Annotated in this window: 19 protein-coding genes; 9 read left to right on the top strand and 10 right to left on the bottom strand. The window is 71.4% G+C overall.

Annotated features, from left to right (window positions below):
* The first annotated feature begins 173 nt into the window (after positions 1–173).
* The 3 genes from KUM44_RS09045 (at position 174) to KUM44_RS09035 (ending at position 3,757) form a co-directional block, all read left to right on the top strand.
* Positions 174–1,682 (top strand): family 43 glycosylhydrolase, encoded by a 1,509-nt coding sequence (locus KUM44_RS09045; RefSeq protein WP_254389272.1) that lies wholly within the window; start codon positions 174–176, stop codon positions 1,680–1,682.
* A 56-nt stretch (positions 1,683–1,738) separates the two neighbouring features.
* Positions 1,739–3,160: a family 43 glycosylhydrolase gene (locus tag KUM44_RS09040; protein WP_217207376.1), complete on the top strand. Its 1,422-nt coding sequence runs from the start codon at positions 1,739–1,741 to the stop codon at positions 3,158–3,160.
* A 156-nt stretch (positions 3,161–3,316) separates the two neighbouring features.
* The gene (locus tag KUM44_RS09035; protein ID WP_217207275.1) at positions 3,317–3,757 is read left to right on the top strand and encodes an SRPBCC family protein; all 441 of its coding nucleotides are present in this window, start codon (positions 3,317–3,319) and stop codon (positions 3,755–3,757) included.
* Positions 3,758–3,988: 231 nt separating this feature from the next.
* On the opposite strand, the gene KUM44_RS09030 is transcribed toward KUM44_RS09035, so the two are convergent.
* The 5 genes from KUM44_RS09030 to KUM44_RS09010 form a co-directional block, all read right to left on the bottom strand.
* Positions 3,989–5,140, bottom strand: a complete 1,152-nt coding sequence (locus KUM44_RS09030; protein ID WP_217207274.1) for an XdhC family protein — start codon at positions 5,138–5,140, stop codon at positions 3,989–3,991.
* Between the two features lie 49 nt (positions 5,141–5,189).
* Positions 5,190–6,647 (bottom strand): NCS2 family permease, encoded by a 1,458-nt coding sequence (locus tag KUM44_RS09025; protein WP_217207273.1) that lies wholly within the window; start codon positions 6,645–6,647, stop codon positions 5,190–5,192.
* Between the two features lie 164 nt (positions 6,648–6,811).
* Positions 6,812–9,229 carry a xanthine dehydrogenase family protein molybdopterin-binding subunit gene (locus KUM44_RS09020; protein ID WP_217207272.1) on the bottom strand — a complete coding sequence of 806 codons (2,418 nt, stop codon included), beginning with the start codon at positions 9,227–9,229 and terminating at the stop codon, positions 6,812–6,814.
* Positions 9,230–9,234: 5 nt separating this feature from the next.
* Positions 9,235–9,795, bottom strand: a complete 561-nt coding sequence (locus tag KUM44_RS09015) for a (2Fe-2S)-binding protein (RefSeq protein WP_217207271.1) — start codon at positions 9,793–9,795, stop codon at positions 9,235–9,237.
* Complete coding sequence (locus KUM44_RS09010) at positions 9,795–10,688, bottom strand: xanthine dehydrogenase family protein subunit M (RefSeq protein WP_217207270.1); 894 nt, start codon at positions 10,686–10,688, stop codon at positions 9,795–9,797. The genes KUM44_RS09015 and KUM44_RS09010 overlap by 1 nt, the downstream gene beginning before the upstream one ends.
* A gap of 388 nt (positions 10,689–11,076) precedes the next feature.
* Between KUM44_RS09010 and KUM44_RS09005 the strand changes: the two genes are divergently transcribed.
* Both KUM44_RS09005 and KUM44_RS09000 read left to right on the top strand, forming a co-directional pair.
* Complete coding sequence (locus KUM44_RS09005; RefSeq protein ID WP_217207269.1) at positions 11,077–12,753, top strand: PucR family transcriptional regulator ligand-binding domain-containing protein; 1,677 nt, start codon at positions 11,077–11,079, stop codon at positions 12,751–12,753.
* Positions 12,754–12,906: 153 nt separating this feature from the next.
* Positions 12,907–13,683: a hypothetical protein gene (locus tag KUM44_RS09000; RefSeq protein ID WP_217207268.1), complete on the top strand. Its 777-nt coding sequence runs from the start codon at positions 12,907–12,909 to the stop codon at positions 13,681–13,683.
* A gap of 187 nt (positions 13,684–13,870) precedes the next feature.
* On the opposite strand, the gene KUM44_RS08995 is transcribed toward KUM44_RS09000, so the two are convergent.
* Positions 13,871–14,677, bottom strand: coding sequence for a GntR family transcriptional regulator (locus KUM44_RS08995; protein WP_308402545.1), 807 nt, complete (start codon positions 14,675–14,677; stop codon positions 13,871–13,873).
* A gap of 155 nt (positions 14,678–14,832) precedes the next feature.
* Between KUM44_RS08995 and KUM44_RS08990 the strand changes: the two genes are divergently transcribed.
* A complete protein-coding gene (locus KUM44_RS08990) occupies positions 14,833–15,684 on the top strand; it encodes a (2Fe-2S)-binding protein (RefSeq protein ID WP_217207266.1) in 852 nt (283 codons plus the stop codon).
* A gap of 328 nt (positions 15,685–16,012) precedes the next feature.
* Positions 16,013–17,053, top strand: coding sequence for a DUF2637 domain-containing protein (locus KUM44_RS08985; RefSeq protein WP_217207265.1), 1,041 nt, complete (start codon positions 16,013–16,015; stop codon positions 17,051–17,053).
* Between the two features lie 76 nt (positions 17,054–17,129).
* On the opposite strand, the gene KUM44_RS08980 is transcribed toward KUM44_RS08985, so the two are convergent.
* Positions 17,130–17,612: an ATP-binding protein gene (locus KUM44_RS08980; RefSeq protein WP_217207264.1), complete on the bottom strand. Its 483-nt coding sequence runs from the start codon at positions 17,610–17,612 to the stop codon at positions 17,130–17,132.
* Between the two features lie 565 nt (positions 17,613–18,177).
* Positions 18,178–18,789 (bottom strand): hypothetical protein, encoded by a 612-nt coding sequence (locus KUM44_RS08975; protein WP_217207263.1) that lies wholly within the window; start codon positions 18,787–18,789, stop codon positions 18,178–18,180.
* A gap of 242 nt (positions 18,790–19,031) precedes the next feature.
* Between KUM44_RS08975 and KUM44_RS08970 the strand changes: the two genes are divergently transcribed.
* Positions 19,032–20,321 carry a helix-turn-helix transcriptional regulator gene (locus KUM44_RS08970; protein WP_217207262.1) on the top strand — a complete coding sequence of 430 codons (1,290 nt, stop codon included), beginning with the start codon at positions 19,032–19,034 and terminating at the stop codon, positions 20,319–20,321.
* Positions 20,322–20,330: 9 nt separating this feature from the next.
* Here KUM44_RS08970 and KUM44_RS08965 read toward each other — a convergent pair whose 3' ends face one another.
* Both KUM44_RS08965 and KUM44_RS08960 read right to left on the bottom strand, forming a co-directional pair.
* Entirely contained in the window at positions 20,331–21,611 is a 1,281-nt protein-coding gene (locus KUM44_RS08965) for a PP2C family serine/threonine-protein phosphatase (RefSeq protein WP_217207261.1), read from the bottom strand.
* 70 nt (positions 21,612–21,681) lie between these two features.
* On the bottom strand, positions 21,682–21,822 hold the full coding sequence (locus tag KUM44_RS08960) for a hypothetical protein (RefSeq protein WP_217207260.1): 141 nt from the start codon (positions 21,820–21,822) through the stop codon (positions 21,682–21,684).
* 222 nt (positions 21,823–22,044) lie between these two features.
* On the opposite strand from KUM44_RS08960, the gene KUM44_RS08955 reads away from it, so the two are divergent.
* Positions 22,045–23,034 carry a LuxR family transcriptional regulator gene (locus KUM44_RS08955; protein WP_217207259.1) on the top strand — a complete coding sequence of 330 codons (990 nt, stop codon included), beginning with the start codon at positions 22,045–22,047 and terminating at the stop codon, positions 23,032–23,034.
* The last annotated feature ends 13 nt before the right edge of the window (positions 23,035–23,047 follow it).

Genomic DNA, 23,047 nt, shown 5'->3' with positions numbered 1-23,047 from the left:
TGAACGGGCAAGCGCATCATCACGCACCCGCGCCGGACGTGCGTCCGCACGCGGGTTTGTAAAGCGCATATGACGAAACTGTTGACGGGAGGCATGCCCCGCTTTTATGTTCTGTCCCCACCGTGATCGGAATCACGAACTTCGTTCGAAATTACGGACAGGAACGGTCTCGTATGCCCCGGATGCCCCACCCGCCGCTCAGGAAGCGCAGCAAATCGCTGATCCTCTGCGTACTCGCGGCGCTCCTCGCCCTGGTGGCGACCACCCAACCGGCGTCCGCGGCGGACGGCCGTCCGTACACGAACCCGCTGAAGTCGTCCAAGGGCGCCGACCCCTGGCTCCAGTACCACGACGGCAACTACTACCTGATCACCACGACGTTCACCGGCATCCTCGGCATTCGCAAGTCGCCGACCCTCGCGGGCCTCGCGACCGCACCCAACGTGCAGGTGTACTCGGACACCACGCCGACCCGGAACACCAACTTCTGGGCGCCGGAGATGCACCTGATCAACGGCCACTGGTACGTGTACTACTCGGCCGGCCAGGCGGGGGTCGCCTGCTGCGACTCCCAGCGCACCCACGTCCTGGAGAGCGCCGGCACCGACCCGATGGGCCCGTACACCTACAAGGGTTCGCTCACCGGGTCCAACCTCACGCCGGGCGGCTGGCTGATCGACGCGAGTGTGCTCCGGGCCAACAACAAGCTGTACCTGCTGGGCAGCGGGTTCATCAACGGCAGTACGCAGAGCCTGGTGATCGCGCCGCTGAGCAATCCGTACACGCTGGCCGGCGACAAGTTCACGATCATCTCCAGCCCGACCCTGGACTGGGAGCGGTCCGGCAGCCCCGTCAACGAGGGACCCGAGCCGCTGTACCACAACGGCCGCACCTTCCTGACGTACTCCGCGAGCTTCTGCGGGACCCCCGACTACAAGCTCGGCCAGCTGGAGCTGACCGGATCCGATCCCCTGAACCCGGCGTCGTGGACCAAGAAGCAGACCCCGGTCTTCCAGCGCAATGACGCCGGCGGCGTGTACGGCCCCGGCCACAACGGCTTCTTCACCTCGCCCGACGGCACCGAGAACTGGATCGTCTACCACGCCAACTCCGCGTCCAACGGCGGCTGCGGCAACGGCCGCACCACCCGCGCCCAGGAGTTCACCTGGAACGCCGACGGCACCCCGAACTTCGGCATGCCGGTCGCCCTCGGCACCACCCTCCCCGGCCCGTCCGGCGAGACGGCGGCGACGCCGACGGCGTACACCCTCGTCAACCGCAACAGCGGCAAGTGCCTGGACGTGAACGGCGGCAACAGCGCCGACGGCACCAACATCTTCCAGTGGACCTGCACCGGCGGCGCCAGCCAGAAGTGGAAGGTCGAGGACCTCGGCAACGACACCAACCGCCTGGTCAACGTCGCCACCGGCAAGGTGATGGACACCGCCGCATGCTCCGCCGCCGACGGCGCCGACATCCGGCAGTGGTCCTGGCTGAACAACAACTGCCAGCGCTACCGCCTCGTCCACACCGCGAGCGGCGACCACGTCCGGATCGTCAACGAGGCCACCGGCAAGGTCGCCGACGTGGCGAACTGCGGCACCGCGAACGGCACCGACGTACGGCAGTGGACCTGGCTGAACAACAACTGCCAGCAGTGGCGCCTCGTCCCCACGACCTGACCTGACCTGACCTGATCCGGAGAACCCCCTTGAGACGCATAGCCGTACGGCTGCTCATGGCCGTCCTCGTCGCCCTCGCGGCCTGCCTCGCCGGGCCCGCTCCCGCCGCCCAGGCCGCCGCGCCCGCCTCCCCCGCCGTGACCTTCACCAACCCGATCGCGCTGCAACGCGCCGATCCACACATCTTCAAGCACACCGACGGCTTCTACTACTTCACGGCGACCGTTCCGGCATACGACAAGATCGTCATGCGCCGGGCCACCACTCTTCAGGGGCTCTCCACCGCCCCGGAGACCACGATCTGGACCAAGCACGCGAGCGGTGAGATGGGCGCCCACATCTGGGCCCCGGAGATCCACTTCATCGACGGCAAGTGGTACGTCTACTTCACCGCCGGCTGGTCCAACGACAAGTGGCGGATCCGGCCGTACGTCCTGGAGTCCAGCTCCGCCAACCCGCTCACCGGCACCTGGACCGAGAAGGGCCGCATCTCCCTGCCCCTGGACACCTTCTCGCTCGACGCCACGACGTTCGTGCACAACGGCACCCGCTACCTCAGCTGGGCGCAGAGCGACCCCGCCGTCGGCGCGGGCACCAACATCTACCTGGCCCGGATGGCCAACCCCTGGACCATCACCGGCAGCCCCGTGATGATCGCCCGGCCCACCCACGCCTGGGAGAAGGCCGGCGCGATCGTCAACGAGGGCCCGGCCTTCCTCCAGCACGGCAGCAAGGTCTTCATGACCTTCTCCGCCAGCGCCACCGACGCCAACTACTGCCTCGGCCTGCTGACCGCCAACGCCACGGCCGACCTGATGAACCCGGCGTCCTGGACCAAGAACCCCGAGCCGGTCTTCAAGAGCAACGACGCCACCGGCCAGTACGGCCCCGGTCACAACAGCTTCACCGTCTCCGAGGACGGCAAGTCGGACATCCTCGTCTACCACGACCGCGACTACAAGAACATCAGCGGCGCCCCGCTGAACGACCCCAACCGCCGCACCCGCTTCCAGAAGCTGTACTGGAAGGCCGACGGCACCCCCGACTTCGGCATCCCGGTGGCCGACGGGGTCACGCCGCAGCGCTTCTCGTCGTACAACTTCGCTGACCGCTTCATCCGGCACTGGGAGTACCGCGCCCGTATCGAGGCCAACGTCTCCCCGCTCGCGGACTCGCAGTTCCGCGTGGTCGCGGGTCTGACCGGCAGTGGCACGGTCTCGCTGGAGTCGGCCAACTTCCCCGGCTACTACCTGCGGCACAAGAACTACGCGGTGTGGCTGGAGAAGAACGACGGCACAGCGCAGTTCGCGTCCGACGCCAGCTTCTACAAGCGGGCCGGGCTGGCCGACTCGGCGGGCGTCTCGTACGAGTCGTACAACCTCGCCGGCCGCTACGTCCGGCACTACGAGTACCTGCTCCAGGTACAGACGCCGAGCACGGCGACGGATCGGGCGGACGCCACGTTCTACGCCCAGTGAGATGAAAAGAACGGGGCCGGGTTGCGTGCCGTCGCCGTCTCGGTGGCGGCCGCGTCCCTGCCGGGGGCGCTCACGGGACGAGGACTGCGCGACCACGGCCCCCGCCCTCATCCACCGGCGCGGCGACGACCAGCGCCGATTCCTTAAGATCGCTTCGTGGCGAACTTCCTGCTCGAACGCACGGCTCCGCTCCCCCTCGCCGAGGCATGGCGCCGCCTGACGGAGTGGCCCCGCCATGCCCGGGCCGTACCCCTGACCCGTATCAAGGTCACACCCAACGCACCGACCCACGAGGGCACCCTCGTCGTCGCCCGCTCCGGAATCGGCCCCCTCTCCTTCACCGACCCGATGGAGGTGACGGTGTGGCAGCCACCGGGCGACGACACGCCGGGACTCTGCCGGCTGGAGAAGCGGGGCCGGGTGGTCACGGGCTGGGCGGAGATCGAGGTACGGCCCGGGCCGGGTGGGCGCACGCGGGTGGTGTGGCGGGAGGAGATCAAGGTGCGGTTCGTGCCAGGGGGCTGGGACGGGGTGGTTGAGCGGGTGGGCCGGTATGTGTTCGGGCGGGCCGTGAATCGGTTGCTTCGGGAGGTGTGACGGGCACCGGGGCCGCCGGTGTGTACCCCGCGGGGCTGTGTGGCCACTCGCCGACATCGCCGCGCACCCGACCCGCACCGCCGAGGGCGCCCGCTGGTCCAACGTGCGACGCGGGCATCGTGCGCGAACTCCTGCGCCACGTAAGGATCAGCCTGGGCGGCGACCCGGCGTACGCCTTCGCCCGGCCCGCCCAGCCTGTGCCGCGGGCCCGGGCCCTGGCGGCTCGCGCCGTTACGCCACGGACCCGATCCGCCCTGCGGGCCGCCCGGCCGCGTCGTGATGGATCGGTGTGTGAGCCCCTGTCAGGGACACCCCGCTGCCACCGCGCCTGCTCGCGACGATCTCCGCGGCGATCGACAGCGCCGTCTCCTCCGGGGTGCGGGCGCCGAGGTCCAGCCCGATGGGCGACCGGAGCCGTGCCAACTCCAGGTCGGTGACGCCGACTTCGCGCAGCCTCTCGTTGCGGTCCAGGTGGGTGCGGCGTGAGCCCATCGCGCCGACGTACGCGACCGGCAGACGCAGCGCGAGCCGGAGCAGGGGCACGTCGAACTTGGCGTCATGGGTGAGGACGCACAGGACGGTCCTGCCGTCCACCTCCGTGCGCTCCAGGTACGTGTGCGGCCACTCGACGACGATCTCGTCGGCCTCCCGGAAGCGGGCCTTCGTCGCGAAGACCGGGCGGGCGTCGCACACGGTCACGTGGTAGTTCAGGAACTTGCCGACGCGCACCAGCGCCGACGCGAAGTCGATCGCGCCGAAGACGATCATCCGGGGTGCCGGGACCGAGGACTCGACCAGCACCGTGAGCGGGGCGCCGCAGCGCGAGCCCTGTTCGCCGATCTCCAGGGTGCCGGTGCGGCCCGCGTCCAAAAGGGCGCCGGCCTCCGCCGCGACCGTACGGTCCAGTTCGGGGTGGGCGCCGAAGCCGCCGTCGTACGAGCCGTCGGGGCCGACGAGAACAGCGCGGCCCCTCAGCTCGGCCGGCCCGGACACGATCCGGGCCACGGCCGCAGCCTCCCCGCTCGCGGCCGCCCGCAGCGCGGCCGCGAGAACCGGGCGGTACGGGTCGGCGGCCCGTACCGGCGTGACGAGGATGTCGATGATGCCGCCGCAGGTCAGCCCGACCGCGAAGGCGTCGTCGTCGCTGTAGCCGAAGCGCTCCAGGACCGTCTCGCCGTCCTGGAGCGCCTGCCCGCACAGCTCGTACACCGCACCCTCCACACAGCCGCCGGAGACCGAGCCGACGGCCGTTCCGTCGGTGTCCACCGCGAGCGCGGCACCGGGTTGCCGGGGTGCGCTGCCGCCGACCGCCACCACGGTGGCCACGGCGAAGTCACGTCCCTGCTCGACCCACCGGTGCAGCTCTTCGGCGATGTCCAGCATCTGTCGGTCTCCTTCACGGCAGTTGTGTGGAGGGCCGTTCACGAACCCGTCAGTGCACGCCCATCCAGCTCTCAATGGGATTGAGGGCGAAATAGACGATGAAGATGCCTGTCAGGGCCCACATGAAGACCCCGATCTCCCGCGCCTTGCCCTGAGCGACCTTGATGGCGACGTACGAGATGACGCCGGCCGCGACACCGGCCGTGATCGAGTACGTGAACGGCATGAGCACGACGGTGAGGAACACCGGGATCGCGGTGGCCCGGTCGGCCCAGTCCACGTGCCGCGCGTTCATCATCATCATGGCGCCGATCACCACCAGGGCGGCGGCCGCGACCTCGCCCGGCACGATCGCCGTCAGCGGTGTGAAGAACAGACAGGCCGCGAAGAACAGGCCGGTGACGACCGAGGAGAGGCCGGTACGGGCACCCTCGCCGACGCCGGTCGCCGACTCGACGAACACGGTCTGGCCCGACGCGCCGGACACACCGCCGATCGCACCGCCCGCGCCGTCGATGAACAGCGCCTTGGACAGGCCCGGCATCCGGCCCTTGTCGTCGGCCAGCTTGGCCTCGGTGCCGACGCCGATGATCGTGGCCATCGCGTCGAAGAACCCGGCGAGCACGAGCGTGAACACGATCATGCCGACGGTCATCGCGCCGACCTCGCCCCAGCCGCCGAACTCGACGTTGCCGAAGATCGAGAAGTCCGGCATGGACACGGCGCTGCCGTGCAGTTCGGGAGCGCCGCCCGCCCACTGCCTGGGGTCGATGACGTCGAAGGCGTTGAGGACGACAGCGAGGACGGTGCCGCCGACGATGCCGATCAGGATGGCCCCGGGGACGCCGCGCGCCTGGAGCATGAAGATCGCGAGCAGTGTGACGGCGAAGAGCAGTACCGGCCAGCCGGCCAGTTCACCGGCCGGCCCGAGGGTGACCAGGGTGGACTCGCCCTGGTGCACGAAACCGGCCTTGGAGAAGCCGATCAGCGCCACGAACAGGCCGATGCCCATGGTGATCGCGTGCTTCAGCGCCAACGGGATCGCGTTCATGATCATCTCGCGCAGGCCGGTGACGACCAGCAGCATGATGACCACGCCGTACATCACACACATGCCCATGGCCTGCGGCCACGTCATCTGCGGGGCGACCTGCGAGGCGAGCACGCCGGAGACGGAGAGGCCGGCCGCGAGGGCCAGCGGCACCTTGCCGAAGAAGCCCATCAGCAGCGTGGTCAAGGCCGCCGCGAACGCCGTCGCGGTGATCAGTGCCTTCTGGGCGAGGGTGTCGCCGGCCGCGTCCTTGCCGGACAGGATCAGCGGGTTGAGCAGGAGGATGTACGCCATCGCCATGAAGGTGGTGACGCCGCCGCGCACCTCGCGCGCGACCGTGGACTCTCTCTTGGATATGTGGAAGTACCGGTCGAGCCACGACCTGCCGGCCGGGACGCGGGTTCCTTCACCCGCGTCGTCGGCCGAGGTCGTGGGCTCCAGTGACTGCTGGGTCATGTGGGGCCTACTCCCAAGGTTCATAGGGGCACCCGCCGGTTGCCTTCGGCGATCAGCGGGGTTTGGGGAGGTGCACGACCCGGGGGACGGCCCGAGACGGACATTGAGGGGTGCCTGGGGGACGAAGCCCCCAGGAGAAACTCGCCGGTTCAACCCCCGGTGGGTTACGTGCCGGTGAGGTGCTCCGGACGTACCGGCGTGCGGTTGAGCTCCAGCCCGGTCGCGTCCCGGATCGCCGCGAGGACGGCCGGGGTGGACGACAGGGTGGGGGCCTCGCCGACGCCGCGCAGCCCGTACGGGGCGTGGTCGTCGGCGAGTTCGAGCACGTCGACAGGGATGATCGGCGTGTCGAGAATCGTGGGGAGGAGATAGTCCGTGAAGGACGGGTTCCTGACCTTGGCGGTCCTGGGATCGACGATGATCTCCTCCATCACCGCGATGCCCATGCCCTGGAGTGTGCCGCCCTGGATCTGGCCGAGGACGGACAGCGGGTTGAGCGCCTTGCCGACGTCCTGGGCGCAGGCCAGCTCGATCACCTTGACCAGGCCGAGCTCGGTGTCGACCTCGACGACGGCGCGGTGCGCGGCGAAGGAGTACTGGACGTGGCCGTTGCCCTGGCCGGTGCGCAGGTCGAAGGCCTCGGTCGGACGGTGCCGCCACTCGGCCTCGACCTCGACCGCCTCGCCTTCGAGTACGTCGGCCAGGTCGGCGAGCACTTCGCCGCCGTCGGTGACGACCTTGCCGCCCTCCAGGAGCAGCTCGGCCGTCGCCCAGGCCGGATGGTAGGAGCCGAACCTGCGGCGCCCGATCTCCAGGACCTTGTCGCGGACCAGCTCGCAGGAGTTCTTGACCGCGCCACCGGTGACGTACGTCTGACGCGACGCGGACGTCGAGCCGGCCGAGCCCACCTGCGTGTCCGCGGGGCGGATCGTCACCTGCGTGACGCCCAGCTCGGTGCGGGCGATCTGCGTGTGGACGGTGACACCGCCCTGGCCGACCTCCGCCATCGCGGTGTGCACGGTGGCGACGGGCCGGCCGGCGATGACCTCCAGTCGCACCTTGGCGGTGGAGTAGTCGTCGAAGCCCTCGGAGAAGCCGACGTTCTTGATGCCGACCGCGTAGCCGACACCGCGGACGACGCCTTCGCCGTGCGTGGTGTTGGACAGACCGCCCGGCAGCTGCCGTACGTCCGCGCCCTCGCTGCTCTCCCACTGGCGTTCGGGCGGCAGGGGCATCGCCTTGACGCGGCGCAGGAGTTCGGCGACCGGCGCCGGGGAGTCGACCGGCTGGCCCGTCGGCATGACGGTCCCCCGCTCCATGGCGTTCAGCTGCCGGAACTCCACGCGGTCCATGCCGACCGCGTCGGCCAGCTTGTCCATCTGCGCCTCGTAGGCGAAGCACGCCTGGACCGCGCCGAAGCCACGCATGGCGCCGCAGGGCGGGTTGTTGGTGTAGAGGGCGAGGGCCTCGATGTCGACGTCGTCGACCACGTACGGGCCGACGCCGAGCGAGGAGGCGTTGCCGACGACCGCCGGGGAGGCGGAGGCGTACGCGCCACCGTCCAGCACGATCCGGCACTTCACGTGGGTGAGCTTGCCGTCCTTCGTGGCGCCGTGCTCGTAGGACAGCTTGGCGGGGTGACGGTGGACGTGTCCGAAGAAGGACTCGAAGCGGTTGTAGACGATCTTGACGGGCTTGCCGGTCCGCATCGCCAGCAGACAGGCGTGGATCTGCATCGACAGGTCCTCGCGCCCGCCGAAGGCACCGCCGACGCCGGACAGCGTCATCCGGACCTTGCTCTCGGGCAGCCCGAGGACCGGCGCGATCTGCCTCAGGTCGGAGTGCAGCCACTGCGTGGCGATGTAGAGGTGGACGCCACCGTCCTCGTCCGGTACGGCGAGTCCCGACTCGGGGCCGAGGAAGGCCTGGTCCTGCATGCCGAAGGTGTACTCGCCCTTGACCACGAAGTCGGCCCGCTCGGCGGCTGCCGCGGCGTCGCCGCGGATGATCGGCTGGCGGTGGACGATGTTCGGGTGCGGGACGTGGCGGCTGTGGTGGTCGTCGCGGTTCTCGTGGACGAGGATCGCGTCCGGGGCGGTCGCCGAGGCCTCGTCGGTGATGACGGGCAGCTCGCGGTAGTCGACCTGGATCTTGGCGGCGGCGCGGCGCGCGGTCTCCGGGTGGTCGGCGGCGACGATGGCGACCGGCTCACCGTGGTGGCGTACCTTGGCGTGCGCGAGGACCGGGGTGTCCTGGATCTCCAGGCCGTAGTTCTTCACGTCGGCCGGCAGGTCGTCGTACGTCATGACGGCGTGGACGCCCGCCGTGGCGAGGGCCTCGCTCGTGTCGATGGACACGATCTCGGCGTGCGCGACGGTGGACCGGAGGGTCTGCCCCCAGAGCATGTCCTCGTGCCACATGTCGGACGAGTACGCGAACTCGCCGGTGACCTTGAGGGTGCCGTCCGGGCGGAGCGTGGACTCGCCGATGCCGCCCTTGGTCCGGGACCCCTGGGTGATCTTCGTGGGAGCGCCGATGGGGGCACCGCCCGCGCGAGCGAATTCGAGAGTGGGGGAAGGCATGCCGCTCAGACCGCCTCTCCCTGCCGGGCGGCCGCGAGGCGTACCGCGTCCATGATCTTCTCGTAACCGGTGCAGCGGCACAGGTTGCCCGACAGGGCCTCGCGGATGTCCGCGTCGGTCGGGTCGGGGTTGCGCTCCAGCATCTCGTCGGCGGCGACCAGCAGACCGGGCGTGCAGAAGCCGCACTGGACGGCGCCGGCGTCGATGAACGCCTGCTGGATCGGAGAGAGCGCTGCGCGCGGGGAGGAGCCGGCGGTCTCGCCGGTCTGCGAGTCGGCGGGCTTGGTGTCACACTCTTGCGACCCGCAGGCCCGCTGCTCGGCGAACTCCGCCAGCCCTTCGACGGTGACGACCTCACGGCCCTCGACCTGCCCGGCGGCGACCAGACACGCACACACCGGCACGCCGTCCAGCCGGACGGTGCAGGACCCGCACTCGCCCTGCTCACAGGCGTTCTTCGATCCCGGAAGCCCCATCCGCTCCCTCAGCACGTACAGCAGGGACTCGCCCTCCCACACGTCGTCGGCTTCCTGCGGACGGCCGTTGACAGTGAAGTTGACGCGCATCAGGCGGCTCCCTCCGTGCGGGCGGCGGTGCCGCGGTACGACTCCCAGGTCCAGGTCAGCGTGCGGCGGGCCATCACGCCGACCGCGTGGCGGCGGTAGCTCGCGGTGCCCCGGACGTCGTCGATCGGGTTGCAGGCGCCGGAGCACAGCTCGGCGAACTGCTTGGCGACCGACGGGGTGATGATCCTGCCGTTGTCCCAGAAGCCGCCCTCTTCGAGCGCCGCGTCCAGGAACTCCTCGGCGGCCTTGGCCCGCACGGGCGTAGGAGCAGCCGAACCAATCCCCGTCCGCACCGTCCGCGACTCGGGATGCAGGGCCAGCCCGAAGGCGCATACGGCGATGACCATGGCGTTCCTGGTCCCCACCTTGGAGAACTGCTGCGGCCCGTCGGCCTTCTTGATGTGCACGGCCCGGATGAGCTCGTCGGCGGCGAGCGCGTTGCGCTTGACGCCGGTGTAGAACTCGTCGATCGGGATGAGGCGGGTGCCACGCTCGGCCGACTCGACCTCGACCTCGGCGCCCGCCGCGAGGAGGGCGGGGTGGGCGTCACCGGCCGGGGAGGCGGTGCCGAGGTTGCCGCCGACGCCGCCGCGGTTGCGGATCTGCGGGGAGGCGACCGTGTGCGAGGCGAGGGCCAGGCCCGGCAGCTCGGCGCGCAGGTTCTCCATGATCGTGCTGTACGACACCGAAGCACCGAGCCGCACGCTGTTCTCGCACGCCTCCCAGTCGTAGAGGTCGCCGATGCGGTTCAGGTCGAGGAGGTACTCGGGCCGGCGGTGGTCGAAGTTGATCTCGACCATCACGTCGGTGCCACCCGCGATCGGCACAGCGGTGGGGTGCGCGGCCTTCGCGGCGAGCGCCTCCTCCCAGCTGGCGGGGCGAAGGAAGTCCATGGCCTGCTCCCTTCCTTGTCTCGGGGGGGGGCCGTACGGTTTGAGCCAGATCAGGTGCGGCGGGACCGGCTCGTTCATGTGCTGTTAACGCGGATTGACGTCAGTACACAGCGCCCTGCTCCACCGGGGTCAGTCACGGAAACCATGAAGGAGTTGGCTGGCCAGGGCAGTCATCTTGTAGATTCGTATGAACAGAGGTCATCAGAAACCTCCATGCTTTCCTCGGGAAACACCGGGCACAGCCCTGTGACCTGGGACACCGTCCGAAAGACGACGAGCACCGCCCTCGGCACCGCTCATCGGCCCGCAGACCGGGCCGCACCCACAGACCCATCAAGCTCATCAAGACTCATCGTAGATTTCGAGACAAAGAACGGCGGCGACGAGAATGCGGCTGCGCGCACTGCTGGACACCGACGCGCTGGGCCTCAAGCTGCTCGGCGGCGAGGACGAGCTGGACCGCACCGTGCGCGGTGTGATGACCACCGACCTCAGGGACCCCAGCCGCTACCTCTCCGGCGGTGAGCTGGTGCTCACGGGGCTGGCCTGGCGCCGCGACGCCGCGGACTCCGAACCTTTCGTCCGCCTCCTGGCCCAGGCCGGCGTGGCTGCGCTGGGCGCGGGTGAGGCCGAGCTCGGCGACATCCCCGACGACCTGGTAGTGGCCTGCGCCCGCCACCACCTCCCCCTGTTCGCGGTACACGAGTCGGTGGCCTTCGCGACGATCACCGAGCATGTCGTACGGCAGGTGAGCGGCGAGCGGGCCGGCGACCTGGCCGCCGTGGTCGACCGGCACCGCCGGATGATGACCTCGGGCCCGGCCGGCGGCGGCCCGGACGTGGTCCTCGACCTCCTCGGCTCGGACCTGGACCTGCGGGCCTGGGTGCTGTCGCCGACGGGCCGGCTGATCGCGGGCCCGAAGGTCGCAGGCCCGGCACTGGCCCCCGAGGTGTGCGCGCGGCTGGCGGCGGAGCATCTGACGGCCGCCCGCACGGGCCGCCGCGGCCCCCACCGTCTGCCGCTGGGCAGCACGCAGTACTCGCTCTTCCCGATCCGCAGCACGGGCCGCTCGGCGCAGGCCGCGCGGGACGTGCGCGAGACGGTGCTGTCGGAGTGGCTGCTGGCCGTGGAGGCGGACGCGAGCGACTGGCCCGAGGAGCGCCTGGACCTCCTCCAGGGCGTCACCCAGCTGATCGCGGTGGAACGCGACCGGCGCGACGCCGCCCGCACGGTCCGCCGCCGCCTCGCCCAGGAGGTCCTCGAACTGGTCCAGACGGGCGCGGCACCCGCCGAGATCGCCGCCCGCCTGCGCGTAGCGGCCCCGGTCCTGCTGCCCGGCCTCGGCGCTGCCCCCCACTGGCAGGTGGTCGTGGCCCGAGTCGAATGGGAGGGCGACGGCATCGAGGAGGAGGGCCCGATCGCCCAGTCGCTCCTGGAGGAGATCCTCGTCGACCCCCTCGCCACCGGTCCCGAACCGTCGGACCGCATCGCCGTGGCCCACACGGGCGACGAGGCCATCGCCCTGGTCCCCCTCCCGGCGGTCTCGTCGGAGCACGACGGCTCGGAAGCCGGCATCCTCGCCGACGTGCTCCTGGACTCGGTCCGGGACGCCCTGTCCGCGGGCCTGGACGGCGACGGCCGGGTCACGCTCGGCGTGAGCGCGGCGGTGCACTCGGCGGAGGGCCTGCGCGGCGCCCTGGAGGAGGCCCGGCACGCCCGCCGGGTGGCCGCGGCCCGCCCCGGCCGGGTCTGCGCGGCCGGCCACCAGGAACTGGCCTCCCACGTCCTGCTCCTGCCCTTCGTCCCGGACGACGTACGCCGAGCCTTCACCGCGCGCCTCCTGGACCCCCTGCGCGACTACGACCGCCGCCACCGGGCCGAGCTGATCCCCACCCTCGAGGCGTTCCTCGACTGCGACGGCTCCTGGACCCGCTGCGCGACCCGTCTCCACCTGCACGTCAACACACTGCGCTACCGAGTGGGCAGAATCGAGCAGTTGACGAGCCGGGACCTCTCCCGGCTGGAGGACAAACTCGACTTCTTCTTGGCATTGCGCATGAGTTGACCGCACCGAGCTCCCCCACCGCATGGCACCAAGTGCCGCCCCAGTCCCACGACTTTGTGAAATCCTTCACCCACCCTCTTGGCCGAACCCGCCGATCCGTGCTGAGATGCCGCCACCACTCAACAGCTCGATGGCGTGCTCGGGGAGGGCGAGGTGGCGCATACCGCCATGTCTGGTAACGGAACGACCGCCGGTGACGATCCACTCCAGACCGCGGTATGGCGGCTGCGCTCACGCGCGTGCTGGGCGGACGCGGCGGCCCTGCTACAGCCGGTGACCGCGCAGGCCGCGCTCCAGCGGGCGTCGCTGCTGGTGGAGCGCTGCCTCTACACCGAGCAGGGCTGGGAGGACGCCGAGGACGCGCTCCGTACGGCCGAGGCGCTCGCCCACAGTGACGACGAGCGGGGCGCGGCCGCTTGTGAACGCGGGCAACTTGCCTACGCGGCGACGTTGCACTCGGTGCGCGATCGGGCCGACGAGGCGCGGGCCGCGTTGGGGAGGGCGGCGGCGCTGATCCCTCCGGGGGCGGCGGGGAGGGCGTTGCTGGACTTCCGCCGCGGCCTGCTGGCGGAGAACCTCGCCCGCTCGCCCCAGGCGGCCCGTGCGGCATACCGTCGAGCACACGCGGGTGCGACGGCCCACTCGGACCCCCTCCTCCTCTCCTTCACCTGGCGCCATCTCGCCGGACTCGCCCTGCGCGACGGCGAGTTGGCGGAGGCCCGTCACGGCTTCGCCGAGTCCCTGCGCATCCGGGAGGAACTGGGCTATCTGGTGGGCACGGCCCCCGCCCTGGCCTCCCTCGCCGACGCGGAGACCGAACCGGAGGCGGCCCGGCTGCGCAACGAGGCCCGCCGCCTGTTCCATCTCCTCGGCGGCGTCCCCACATGGCTGGCCCGCCAACTGGCCCCGACGCCGCCCGCAGCCGCGTAACCCCACCCCTTGAAGGGGCTCCGCCGCTTCGACCCCGCCATCGGTCCGAAGGGCCTCGTCCTCAAACGCCGGACGGGCTGAGAGTGCCTGGACCGGCCGTCGCCCCCTGCGGGTGAGCGGGGGTTCGGGATGGCAATGCCTCGGGACGGCTGGGCGCGGACCGCGCCATGTGCCGCCGCAGGCATCGTCAGCCCGCGAAGTGATCTCCCAGCAAGGCCCGCACCGCATCCACATCCCCGGCGATCAACGCGTCCAGCAGCGCCGCGTGTTGCGTCGCGTCCGCGAGGAGGTCGGTGCGGCTGCGGGTGGAGATCTCCAGGGGCCACTGGGCCCGGCGGTGGAGGTCGTCGGCGATCTGGACGAGTTGTTCGTTGCCGCACAGGGACAGCACAGCCCGATGGAAGGTCCGGTCGGCCTCCGCGTACGTCGCCCGGCACCCCGTCGACGCCGCCCGGACCGTCGCCTCGGCCAACGGCCGTAGTTCCGCCCACCGTTCGGCGGACACCGTACGCGCCAGCCGCAGCATCACCGGCACCTCGATCAACGCCCGCACCTCGGCCAGCTCGGCCAGCTCCCGAGCGCCCCGCTCGACCACGCGGAACCCCCGGTTGGGCACGACCTCGACGGCCCCTTCCTGCGCGAGCTGCTGCATCGCCTCACGCACCGGCGTGGCGGAGACGCCGAAACGTTCGCCGAGCGCGGGTGCCGAGTAGACCACCCCGGGCATGAGCTCCCCGGTGACCAGCGCGGTGCGCAGGGCGTCGAGGATCTGCCCCCGTACGGAGGCCCGCTGCACAACAGCACGCGGCCGCTGCATCGGCGACGGCATCGGCGGTTCGCTGTGGATGTGCTCACCCCGAGCCGTCGGCGCCGAGACACCACGGCTCCGCTCCACGTCCCCGACCCGTCCCTGCGACGGCACCCGGGCAGCCCCGCCCTCCTCCGGCACCTGCGGAATGCCCGTCGCCGCGGAGCCCTGCGCGCCCTGCTCCACGGGTCCTCCTCCGGACGTATCGGTACTTGGGGTCATTACGGCGGCTTGTTACTCGCCCGTCAAGCACCATAGGCGCAGAACGCGACAGTTCAAATCGCAGCGACCTTGGGTAAGGTAAGCCTTACCTTCAAAGTCTCGCGGATCGGCGGTCCCGTATGCCCGTGCCCCCCTCGGCCCTCACGGACGCGTACACCCGTCTCACCGAGGCCTTCCCGGGGCTGGACATCACCCAGCTCCTCCCGGACGCACAGCTCCCCCGGCACGACGGCTGGATCACCGCCACCGCGCTCGCCGAGGGCGCAGCCGGCCTCGACGCCTTCCTGGCCTGGGACGACACGCAGATACGGCGCGACTACGGACAGCCCGCACGCCCGGACGTCGTCGCCGGCTTCGGCCTGCACCGCTACGCCTGGCCCGTCTGCCTGCTGATCACCGTGCCCTGGTTCCTGCTCGGCCGCGTCCCCCGCTTCCCCGTGACGCATGTCTCGTACGACCGCACGCCCCCCGGCCTCCCCCTGGGCCGCCTGGCGGCCCGCCCCACCACCTTCGCCTGCCTCCCGGGCGACCCGGCCGCCGCCCTGCCCGGCGCGAGGGTCGTCCCCGACGAGGAGGCGCTGCGCGCCGAGGTGCGGGCCGCCGTCGCCGAGCACCTCGAACCCGTCCTCGCCGCCTTCGGCCCGCGCATGCGGCGCCGCGGACGAGCGCTCTGGGGCATGGCGACCGACGAGATCGTCGAGGGTCTGTGGTACGTCGCCCACCTGTTCGGCGACGGAGAGCAGAACCGGGCGCAACGCGAGCTGGAGCTGCTGCTGCCGGGCGCGACGAAGCCGTACGTCGGCTCGGCCGCGTTCCGTGAGCTCACCGGCCCGAACGGCGAGTCCCTGCCCACCCGGGACCGGGCGAGCTGCTGCATGTTCTACACACTGCGCCCCGAGGACACCTGCCTCACCTGCCCGCGCACCTGCGACGCGGACCGGGTCACCAAGCTTGTGGCCACCGCCAGTTGAGGCACCCTCAGACATCTCCGCCGGCGCACCCTCCGGCACGGACGTGAGCCGCCGTGTCGTAAGATCACCCGCGAGCAGGACACCCGTCACGGTTACAGGCGTTTCACAGATTCCTCACTTCGCGCGGGAACTTTCCGTGGAACCACCCGCACGGGTAGTGTTGTTCGAACTCAACTCCCGCCCCTCAAGCGGCAGTTCGAGCAGAACGCCGCCCTGGGCATTCCCTTGCACTTCCTTGGCGGCCTCTTGCCCCGAAACCCCCTGAGGGCCAGTGGGATTGGGCCACTATGGCGGGCGTTACGCCCTATCCCAATGCAAGGGACCCCAGATGAGATTGACCGACATATCGCTGAACTGGCTGCTTCCGGGCGCCGTACTGCTCCTGGGCCTGCTGGCGGCGATAGCGGTGCTGCGGCGCGGGAAGACCGCGGGGAAGGACGCCGGCGCGGACGACTCGTGGGAGCGCAGCGAGGAGCGCCGCAGGCGCAAGGAGGCCATCTACGGCACCGCTTCCTATGTGCTGCTGTTCTGCTGCGCGGCCGTGGCCGCCGCCCTCTCCTTCCACGGCCTGGTCGGCTTCGGCGAGCAGAACCTCGGCCTCCACAACGGCTGGCAGTACCTCGTGCCGTTCGGTCTGGACGGCGCCGCGATGTTCTGCTCCGTGCTCGCGGTGCGGGAGGCCAGCCACGGTGACGCGGCCCTCGGCTCCCGGATACTCGTGTGGACGTTCGCGGCGGCCGCGGCCTGGTTCAACTGGGTGCACGCGCCCAGGGGCATCGGCCACGACGGCGCCCCGCACTTCTTCGCCGGCATGTCCCTCTCCGCGGCCGTACTGTTCGACCGGGCGCTGAAGCAGACCCGCCGGGCCGCCCTGCGGGAACAGGGTCTGGTGCCCAGGCCCCTCCCGCAGATCAGGATCGTCCGCTGGCTGCGGGCCCCCCGCGAGACCTACAAGGCCTGGTCGCTGATGCTCCTGGAGGGTGTGCGCAGCCTGGACGAGGCGGTCGACGAGGTCCGCGAGGACAAGCGGCAGAAGGACGAGAGCCGACTGCGCCGGCGCGACCAGCAGCGCATGGAGCGTGCCCAGCTGAAGGCCATCAGCCGGGGGCACCGCGGCTTCATCGGCCGCGGCGGCGGACGGCAGGTCGAGACGCAGGCCCTGGAGCGTGCCTCGGCCCAAGTCACAGCGGAGCCTGCCATATCCACGCCGGAACAACTGCCCGTACGGTCGCGTCCCTCACTTCAGCCCGTTCGCACCGGTTCTGACCCGGTCGCCGTCGACCTCACCGCGGAGGACGACACCATGGCGCTGCCGCGACTCGACTCCCTGGAGCGCAAGCTCAAGGATCTTGAGCAGCAGTTCGGCTGAGCGCGGCGCTCGCTGAGCACACCGCTCGTCGACGGGACGGGCGCGACCCGAGGTACGGGTCGCGCCCGTCCCGTTGTCACGCGGCATCCGCGTCGAGTTCGAACCACACCGCCTTGCCCACCCCGTGCGGCTGTACGCCCCAGGCGTCCGCGAGGGACTCGACCAGGACCAGGCCTCTGCCGTTCGTACCGTCGTCGGCGTTCGGTACGCGCAGTCTGGGCCGGCGGGCCACGAAGTCCCGTACCTCCACCCTGAGTCCGTCCGGTCCGACGGTCGCCGTCAGGACCGCCTCACGGTCGGTGTGGACGATCGCGTTGGTGACGAGCTCGCTGGTGAGCAGTTCGGCTATGTCCGACCTGCCGGGCCTCCCCCAGTGCCGCAACAGGTCGCGCAGGGCTCTGCGGGCCTCCGGTACGGCCCGTAGATCCGCCCGCCCGAGTCTGCGCCTGAGCTGAGGTGGCTGCGCCCGCTCCCCCTCGATCGCGGCCCGCTCCTCCACCGTCTCCACCGAGAAAGCCCCGTACGCTATGGGACCGCCCCCTCGTGCCTGCCTCTTCATGACCCCCGCCCGCGTGCCGATGTCGGTTCCCCTCCTGGCTCGAACACGTTCACGGGAACCATTTCCCATCGGGACCGGCGCCAGTCATGTCGAATCGTCAACGACCAGGTGTTCGGCCAAGGTTGGCGCGGCGCACGCCGGGTGCATGAAACCCGGAACGTCACCCACCGGCCGCCCGCGGGCCGCCGTACGCGACGGCCGGAGCGAGTCGGTCACCGGCCAAGGACCGGCCCGCGGGCCGGAGTCGGGCGTCCGGGGTGAGGAGGCGAGGCGGTTCATCTGCCCGTGGCGCGGGCGGCCGACCTGGGCAGTCCCGCCCGGCCGCGCGCCGACTCGCGCCCGGGCGTCGGGAGCGGGCCGGATCGGCCCGGCCACGGATTCCCCGCTGTCGATCCGGCCGTATGTGACGCGGGCATGGGGCATGTGAGGGCTCGGCGGCGAGGCGTCGTCGACGTGAACGCCCCGTGCCGAGCCCACGGCCGGTGAAACTGGCCGGAATTCGCTGGTGAGTGCGGGGCCGCCCGTCCGACCCCCGTCCGGGAGGGCGGCCCCGCTGGTGTGGTGGTCAGTAGAGCTTGGTGACCGCCGTGGTGGTCGTCTTCTTGAAGGCCTTCACCGGCGCGTCCGTGAAGTCGCCCATCTGCCCCCACCGCACGACGGTGACGGTGCCGCCGTCCCTGCCGACGGAGACGAGGTGGATGTCCATGGCACCCCACGAGGCCCGGGTCGCGAAGCCGTGGACGCGGGCACCCTCCTCGACCGGCAGGCTGCCGTAGCTCTTGTAGTCCGCCTCGATGTCGGGGGCGGCGTCCGTGCGGGCGACGCAGCGCTTGACCTCCTTGTCGAGGCGGGTGGCGAGCGCCTTGGCCTTGGCGCTGTCGCCGACGACGACGTTGAGTTGCTGGGCGTTGGTCTCCAGATCGGTGCGGAAGGTGCGGTGGCGGGCGTCGTAGGCGAGCAGTGCGTCGCCGAAGCAGTGCTGCATCTCCTCCGGGACGCCGTCGGTGACCTTGTCGGCGGTCCAGTCGGACGAGGGGTGCGGCGGGAGTTGGGACGCCGAGAGGAACTTCGGCGCGGGCGCCTTCGTCGCGGCGCCGGCCGGCGCGGCGGTGAGTCCGGCGGCGAGCGTCGCGACGGCGAGCGCGGCGAGCGCTCCGGTTCGAGTGCGCTTGGGCATGACTGTCCCCCGTGAACGAGATGGGTGCGATGAGAGCGTGAACGTGTGACGGTGGTCGTCACCGACGGCGGATGGTCCGTCCGGCCTGGTCGGTGCGACACCAAGAGCATCAGCCGTCACAGCGCACGGCCGCAAGCTCCGGCGCCCGATCCGCGACGGTGGAACCATCCCAGGCCGTCTGACGTGCAGGTATATGGAGTGCCTGGGATGCCGACCCGGGACGGTGAGGACACGGGGGAACGGTGTCAGCAGCACAGGACGACGACGTCCAGGAGTTCGCGGCGTCACTCAGGCGTCTGAAGGACCGCACCGACCGCAGCTACGGTCAGCTGGCCCGCCGCCTCAACATGAACACCTCCACGCTGCACCGCTACTGCGCCGGCGACGCGGTCCCCCTCGACTTCGCACCCGTGGAACGGTTCGCCGCGCTGTGCGAGGCGACGCCGCGGGAGCGGCTGGAGCTGCACCGGTTGTGGATCCTGGCGGTGGCGGCACGGCAGAGGCCGCGTACGGCGGCCGCCGCCGAGGCGCCTTCCGAGGCCGCGGAGCCTGCCGAAGCCGCCGCGGCCCTTCCCCCGGCGGACAGCGCACCGGCCGATCCTCCCCACCGCCCCTGGTACCGCAGCCGACGCCTCCTGGTCTCCGCGGCCGTGGCGACCGCTCTCCTCGCCACGCTCGGCAGTCTCTCCGCCCTCCCGGACGACGACGGTCCCCGGGGCAGCGACTCCGTCGAAGCCGGCGATCCACCCCGCACGACACAGCCGGGCACTGCGCGCCCGGAGTCGTCCAAGTCCCCGAGCCCGTCCTCCACCACGCCCTCCCCCGAGGCGGGCGCGTCGACCAAACCCTCGGCGAAGCCCACCGAGACCGCCGAGGAGCCCTCGAAAAAACCCGGTCAGCAGCGGCCTCCGTCCGGGGTGCCCCTCACCTGGAGCGCCGACTCCCATGTCTGGCAGGCCGGCTGCGGCCACGACTACGTCGTCGGCAGGCCCCCGCAGCAGGTACCCCCGCCGCCCGTCCCACAGGACGCCGGGACCTGGGCGGGAACGCAGAACGCCGTACACGGCCGGCAGACCCTGGTGAAGATCTCCGTACAGGGCCGGACGTCGACGGCCGTCGTCCTGGAGGCGCTGCGGGTGCGCGTCGTCGGCCGCTCGGCGCCCGGCGGGGGCAGCTCGTACGCCATGGACAACGGCTGCGGTGGAGCGCTGACGCCCCGCTACTTCGACGTCGACCTGGACAAGGACCGGCCCCTCGCCCGCCCCGCCGACGGCAGCGACTCGGGGGTCACGATCCCGGCGATGCGGCTTCCGTACCGGGTGTCCGCCGAGGACCCCGAGGTGCTGCTGATCGACGCGCGGACGGAGAGCTGCGACTGCACCTGGTACCTCGAACTCGACTGGTCCTCGCAGGGCCGCACCGGCACGGTCCGCATCGACGACCACGGCCGTCCGTTCCGCACGACGGGCATCGAGGGGCTGCCGCGCTACTCGTACGACACCTCGGCCCGCCAGTGGGTGCCGTACAGCTGAGGGCGTCGGTCACGCCTCCCACACCGCCGCGGCCGTACGGTCGTCCGCGTATCCCTTGACCCGGACCTGGGTATCGGCGAGGAACTCGGCGAGCCCGGGCGGCTCGGCTGCGGACCAGCGCCCCGTCAGGTGGGCGGCGAGTTCGGGTTCGCCGCGCAGCGGGTCGGCGAGGCCGCCGGTGCACATCAGGAGGGCGTCGCCGGGGCGGGCCACGGAGGCGCGGAAGCGGAAGGGTTCGCGGGGCGGCTCAGGGGCGGGGTCGTAGGGGCTCGGGGGTGTGGTGATGCCGAGGTCCATGGTGAGGCGGTCGCCGTCGGGGGTCTCGGCGGGGAGGGAGCCGAAGCCGACGACCGGTTCGCCGGTGGCGTCGGTGACGCGGGGCTCGATGTCGTGCCATTCGCCGTCGCGCAGCCGGAAGAGTCCGCCGGTGCCGACGCCGAAGAAGACGCGCGTACGGCACTCGGGGTCGGCGGGCAGGAGGAGGCAGCGCAGGGTCGCCGCGTACTCCTCGGGTTCGATGCCCTGTTCGGCGGCGCTGGCGCGGAGTTTGCCGAGGCTGCGGTCGGTGAGACGGTGCAGGCCCGACTTCAGTTCGCCGCGCCGGGCGGCCCTTATGTCCTCCGCGAGTTTCGGGTGACTGCGGCCGACGGCCCGGCCGATCCAGTGACAGGCCTCGGCCGCGGCGCGATGGGCGCCCGGGGTGGCCCGCGCGCCGGTGGCCATCGCCACCAGGATCAGGGCGTGCTCGCCGGTGCCGAAGCGAGCGGTGAGGAGGGAGTCGCGGCGGGGTTCGCCCCGGTAGCGGGCGGAGTCGCCGCGCAGGGACACGGCGCGCAGGGTGCAGGCGCCGTAGCGGGCGCCGTCGAGGACGGTGTCGGCGACCAGGTCGTCGAGGTCGTCGGGGTCCGCCGGCGGGAGTGCGGTGGGTTCGGCGGCGTAGGTGGGCGGGCCGTCGCCCACGTAGTCGAGGGGGCGCGGGGGCGGCGCGGGTTCGGGGGGCGGCTCCACGGTGAACCCCGGCGGTTTCGGCAGACCGGGCGGGAACGTCGACCGGCCCGGTGCGGCATCCGGATCGGCTCGCGGCGACGGAACGGCCGCGCCCGTCCCCGAGGCCCCTGTGCCGGAAGCCCCGGCCGCCGCAGGCTGGTTCACCGCGCCCGCCGCCGAGGCGAACCGGTCGTCCAGTGAGTCGGGCGCCGCCGTGGGGCCCGTGTCCTCGGTGAAGTCACCGTACAGCTGTCCCCACCAGTCGTCCTCGTGACCGGTGGGCCTTCCCCCCTGCTGGCTCATGCCCCCAATTGTCCACCGCACGGGCCGGATGAAAACGGGGCATCAGGAAAATCCGACCCGTCGAACCGCCTCAAGTGGCGTGGTCGGGTGAGGTGTTGAACATCCTTGCGAAATGGGCCCGGGTCACGATCCGGGTGACCGAGGCACCGTTCGCGTCGGCCAGGACGGCCTTGGGCGCGACCCGCTTTCCTGTCGTTCCGCTGTGGTCCACCGCCACCCTCCAGGTCCGTGCTGCCGCCTGTCCGCCGGCGCGAAAAGCGCAGGCCAAGAAGGTCCAAGTCGGGCAAACCGGGCGGTGGTTGATGCTGCGGTGGCGACACCTTGGCAGAGTGACGGGTGGTGCGGCGATGATGTGCCGAGGCGGTTTCACGCCGTGGCTGTTTTCCGCCACGGACCGAACACCGGTGTCCATTCTGGGGAGAGGCGCGGCCCGATGCTGGGAGTGATTGGTCTCGACGAGACGCATGAGTCGGCGTACCGGGCCCTGGTGTCCGCGGGAGCCGCCGATGTGCCCGATCTCGCGCGGCGGCTGACGCTCGCCGAGCACGACACGGAGCGCGCCCTGCGCCGGCTGGAGCGGCACGGGCTCGCGGCGCAGTCCTCGGCCCGGCCCGGCCGCTGGGTCGCCGCCCCGCCCGGCGTGGCACTGGGCGCGCTGCTCACCCAGCAGCGGCACGAGCTGGAGAAGGCGGAGCTGGCGGCCGCGGTGCTCGCCGAGGAGTACCGGGCGGGGGTCGCCGAGCCCGCCGTACACGATCTCGTCGAGGTGGTGATCGGTGCGGCCGCGGTCTCGCAGCGCTTCCTCCAGCTCCAGCTCGGGGCGAGCGAGGAGGTGTGCGCGCTGGTCACCGGCAACCCGGTCGCCGTCACCGGCATGGAGAACGACGCCGAGGAGCAGGCCGCCGACCGCGGGGTGCGCTACCGGGTGGTCCTGGAGCGGGCGGTCCTCGACCAGCCGGACGGCATCACCGAGCTGTCCGCCGCCCTCGGCCGCGAGGAGCAGGTCCGGGTCGTGGACCAGGTCCCGACCAAGCTGGTGATCGCCGACCGGACGCTCGCCCTGGTACCGCTCACCTCGCGCACCGCGGAACCGGCCGCGCTCGTCGTCCATGCGAGCGGGCTGCTGGAACTGCTCTCCGGGCTGTTCGAGTCGGTGTGGCGGGAGGCCCTTCCGATACGTCTCGGGACGTCCGGCGTCACCGAGCAGCAGCCGGACGGGCCCGACGACACCGACCTGGAAGTGCTCTCCCTGCTGCTGGCCGGGCTGACCGACGCGAGCGTGGCCAAGCAGCTGGACCTGGGGCTGCGGACCGTGCAGCGCCGGGTCAAGCGGCTGATGGAGCTGACCGGGGTCTCGACGCGCCTCCAGCTGGGGTGGCACGCGTACGAGCGGGGATGGGTGGCTCGGGAGCGGCAGGGGTGACGGGGGCGGGACG

This window comes from Streptomyces sp. AC550_RSS872, from assembly GCF_019049285.1.
In the GTDB taxonomy this organism is placed as follows: domain Bacteria; phylum Actinomycetota; class Actinomycetes; order Streptomycetales; family Streptomycetaceae; genus Streptomyces.
This window is presented reverse-complemented; position numbering and strand designations above follow the sequence as displayed.

What these genes read in the sequence shown, in the direction of transcription:
- KUM44_RS08985 (WP_217207265.1), top strand. Translation starts at nt 16,013, where the DNA reads ATGAGATTGACCGACATATCGCTGAACTGGCTGCTTCCGGGCGCCGTA.
- KUM44_RS09040 (WP_217207376.1), top strand. Translation starts at nt 1,739, where the DNA reads ATGGCCGTCCTCGTCGCCCTCGCGGCCTGCCTCGCCGGGCCCGCTCCC.
- KUM44_RS09025 (WP_217207273.1), bottom strand. Translation starts at nt 6,647, where the DNA reads ATGACCCAGCAGTCACTGGAGCCCACGACCTCGGCCGACGACGCGGGT.
- KUM44_RS09045 (WP_254389272.1), top strand. Translation starts at nt 174, where the DNA reads ATGCCCCGGATGCCCCACCCGCCGCTCAGGAAGCGCAGCAAATCGCTG.
- KUM44_RS09010 (WP_217207270.1), bottom strand. Translation starts at nt 10,688, where the DNA reads ATGGACTTCCTTCGCCCCGCCAGCTGGGAGGAGGCGCTCGCCGCGAAG.
- KUM44_RS08990 (WP_217207266.1), top strand. Translation starts at nt 14,833, where the DNA reads ATGCCCGTGCCCCCCTCGGCCCTCACGGACGCGTACACCCGTCTCACC.
- KUM44_RS08955 (WP_217207259.1), top strand. Translation starts at nt 22,045, where the DNA reads ATGCTGGGAGTGATTGGTCTCGACGAGACGCATGAGTCGGCGTACCGG.
- KUM44_RS09020 (WP_217207272.1), bottom strand. Translation starts at nt 9,229, where the DNA reads ATGCCTTCCCCCACTCTCGAATTCGCTCGCGCGGGCGGTGCCCCCATC.
- KUM44_RS09030 (WP_217207274.1), bottom strand. Translation starts at nt 5,140, where the DNA reads ATGCTGGACATCGCCGAAGAGCTGCACCGGTGGGTCGAGCAGGGACGT.
- KUM44_RS09005 (WP_217207269.1), top strand. Translation starts at nt 11,077, where the DNA reads ATGCGGCTGCGCGCACTGCTGGACACCGACGCGCTGGGCCTCAAGCTG.
- KUM44_RS08965 (WP_217207261.1), bottom strand. Translation starts at nt 21,611, where the DNA reads ATGAGCCAGCAGGGGGGAAGGCCCACCGGTCACGAGGACGACTGGTGG.
- KUM44_RS08980 (WP_217207264.1), bottom strand. Translation starts at nt 17,612, where the DNA reads ATGAAGAGGCAGGCACGAGGGGGCGGTCCCATAGCGTACGGGGCTTTC.
- KUM44_RS08975 (WP_217207263.1), bottom strand. Translation starts at nt 18,789, where the DNA reads ATGCCCAAGCGCACTCGAACCGGAGCGCTCGCCGCGCTCGCCGTCGCG.
- KUM44_RS09015 (WP_217207271.1), bottom strand. Translation starts at nt 9,795, where the DNA reads ATGCGCGTCAACTTCACTGTCAACGGCCGTCCGCAGGAAGCCGACGAC.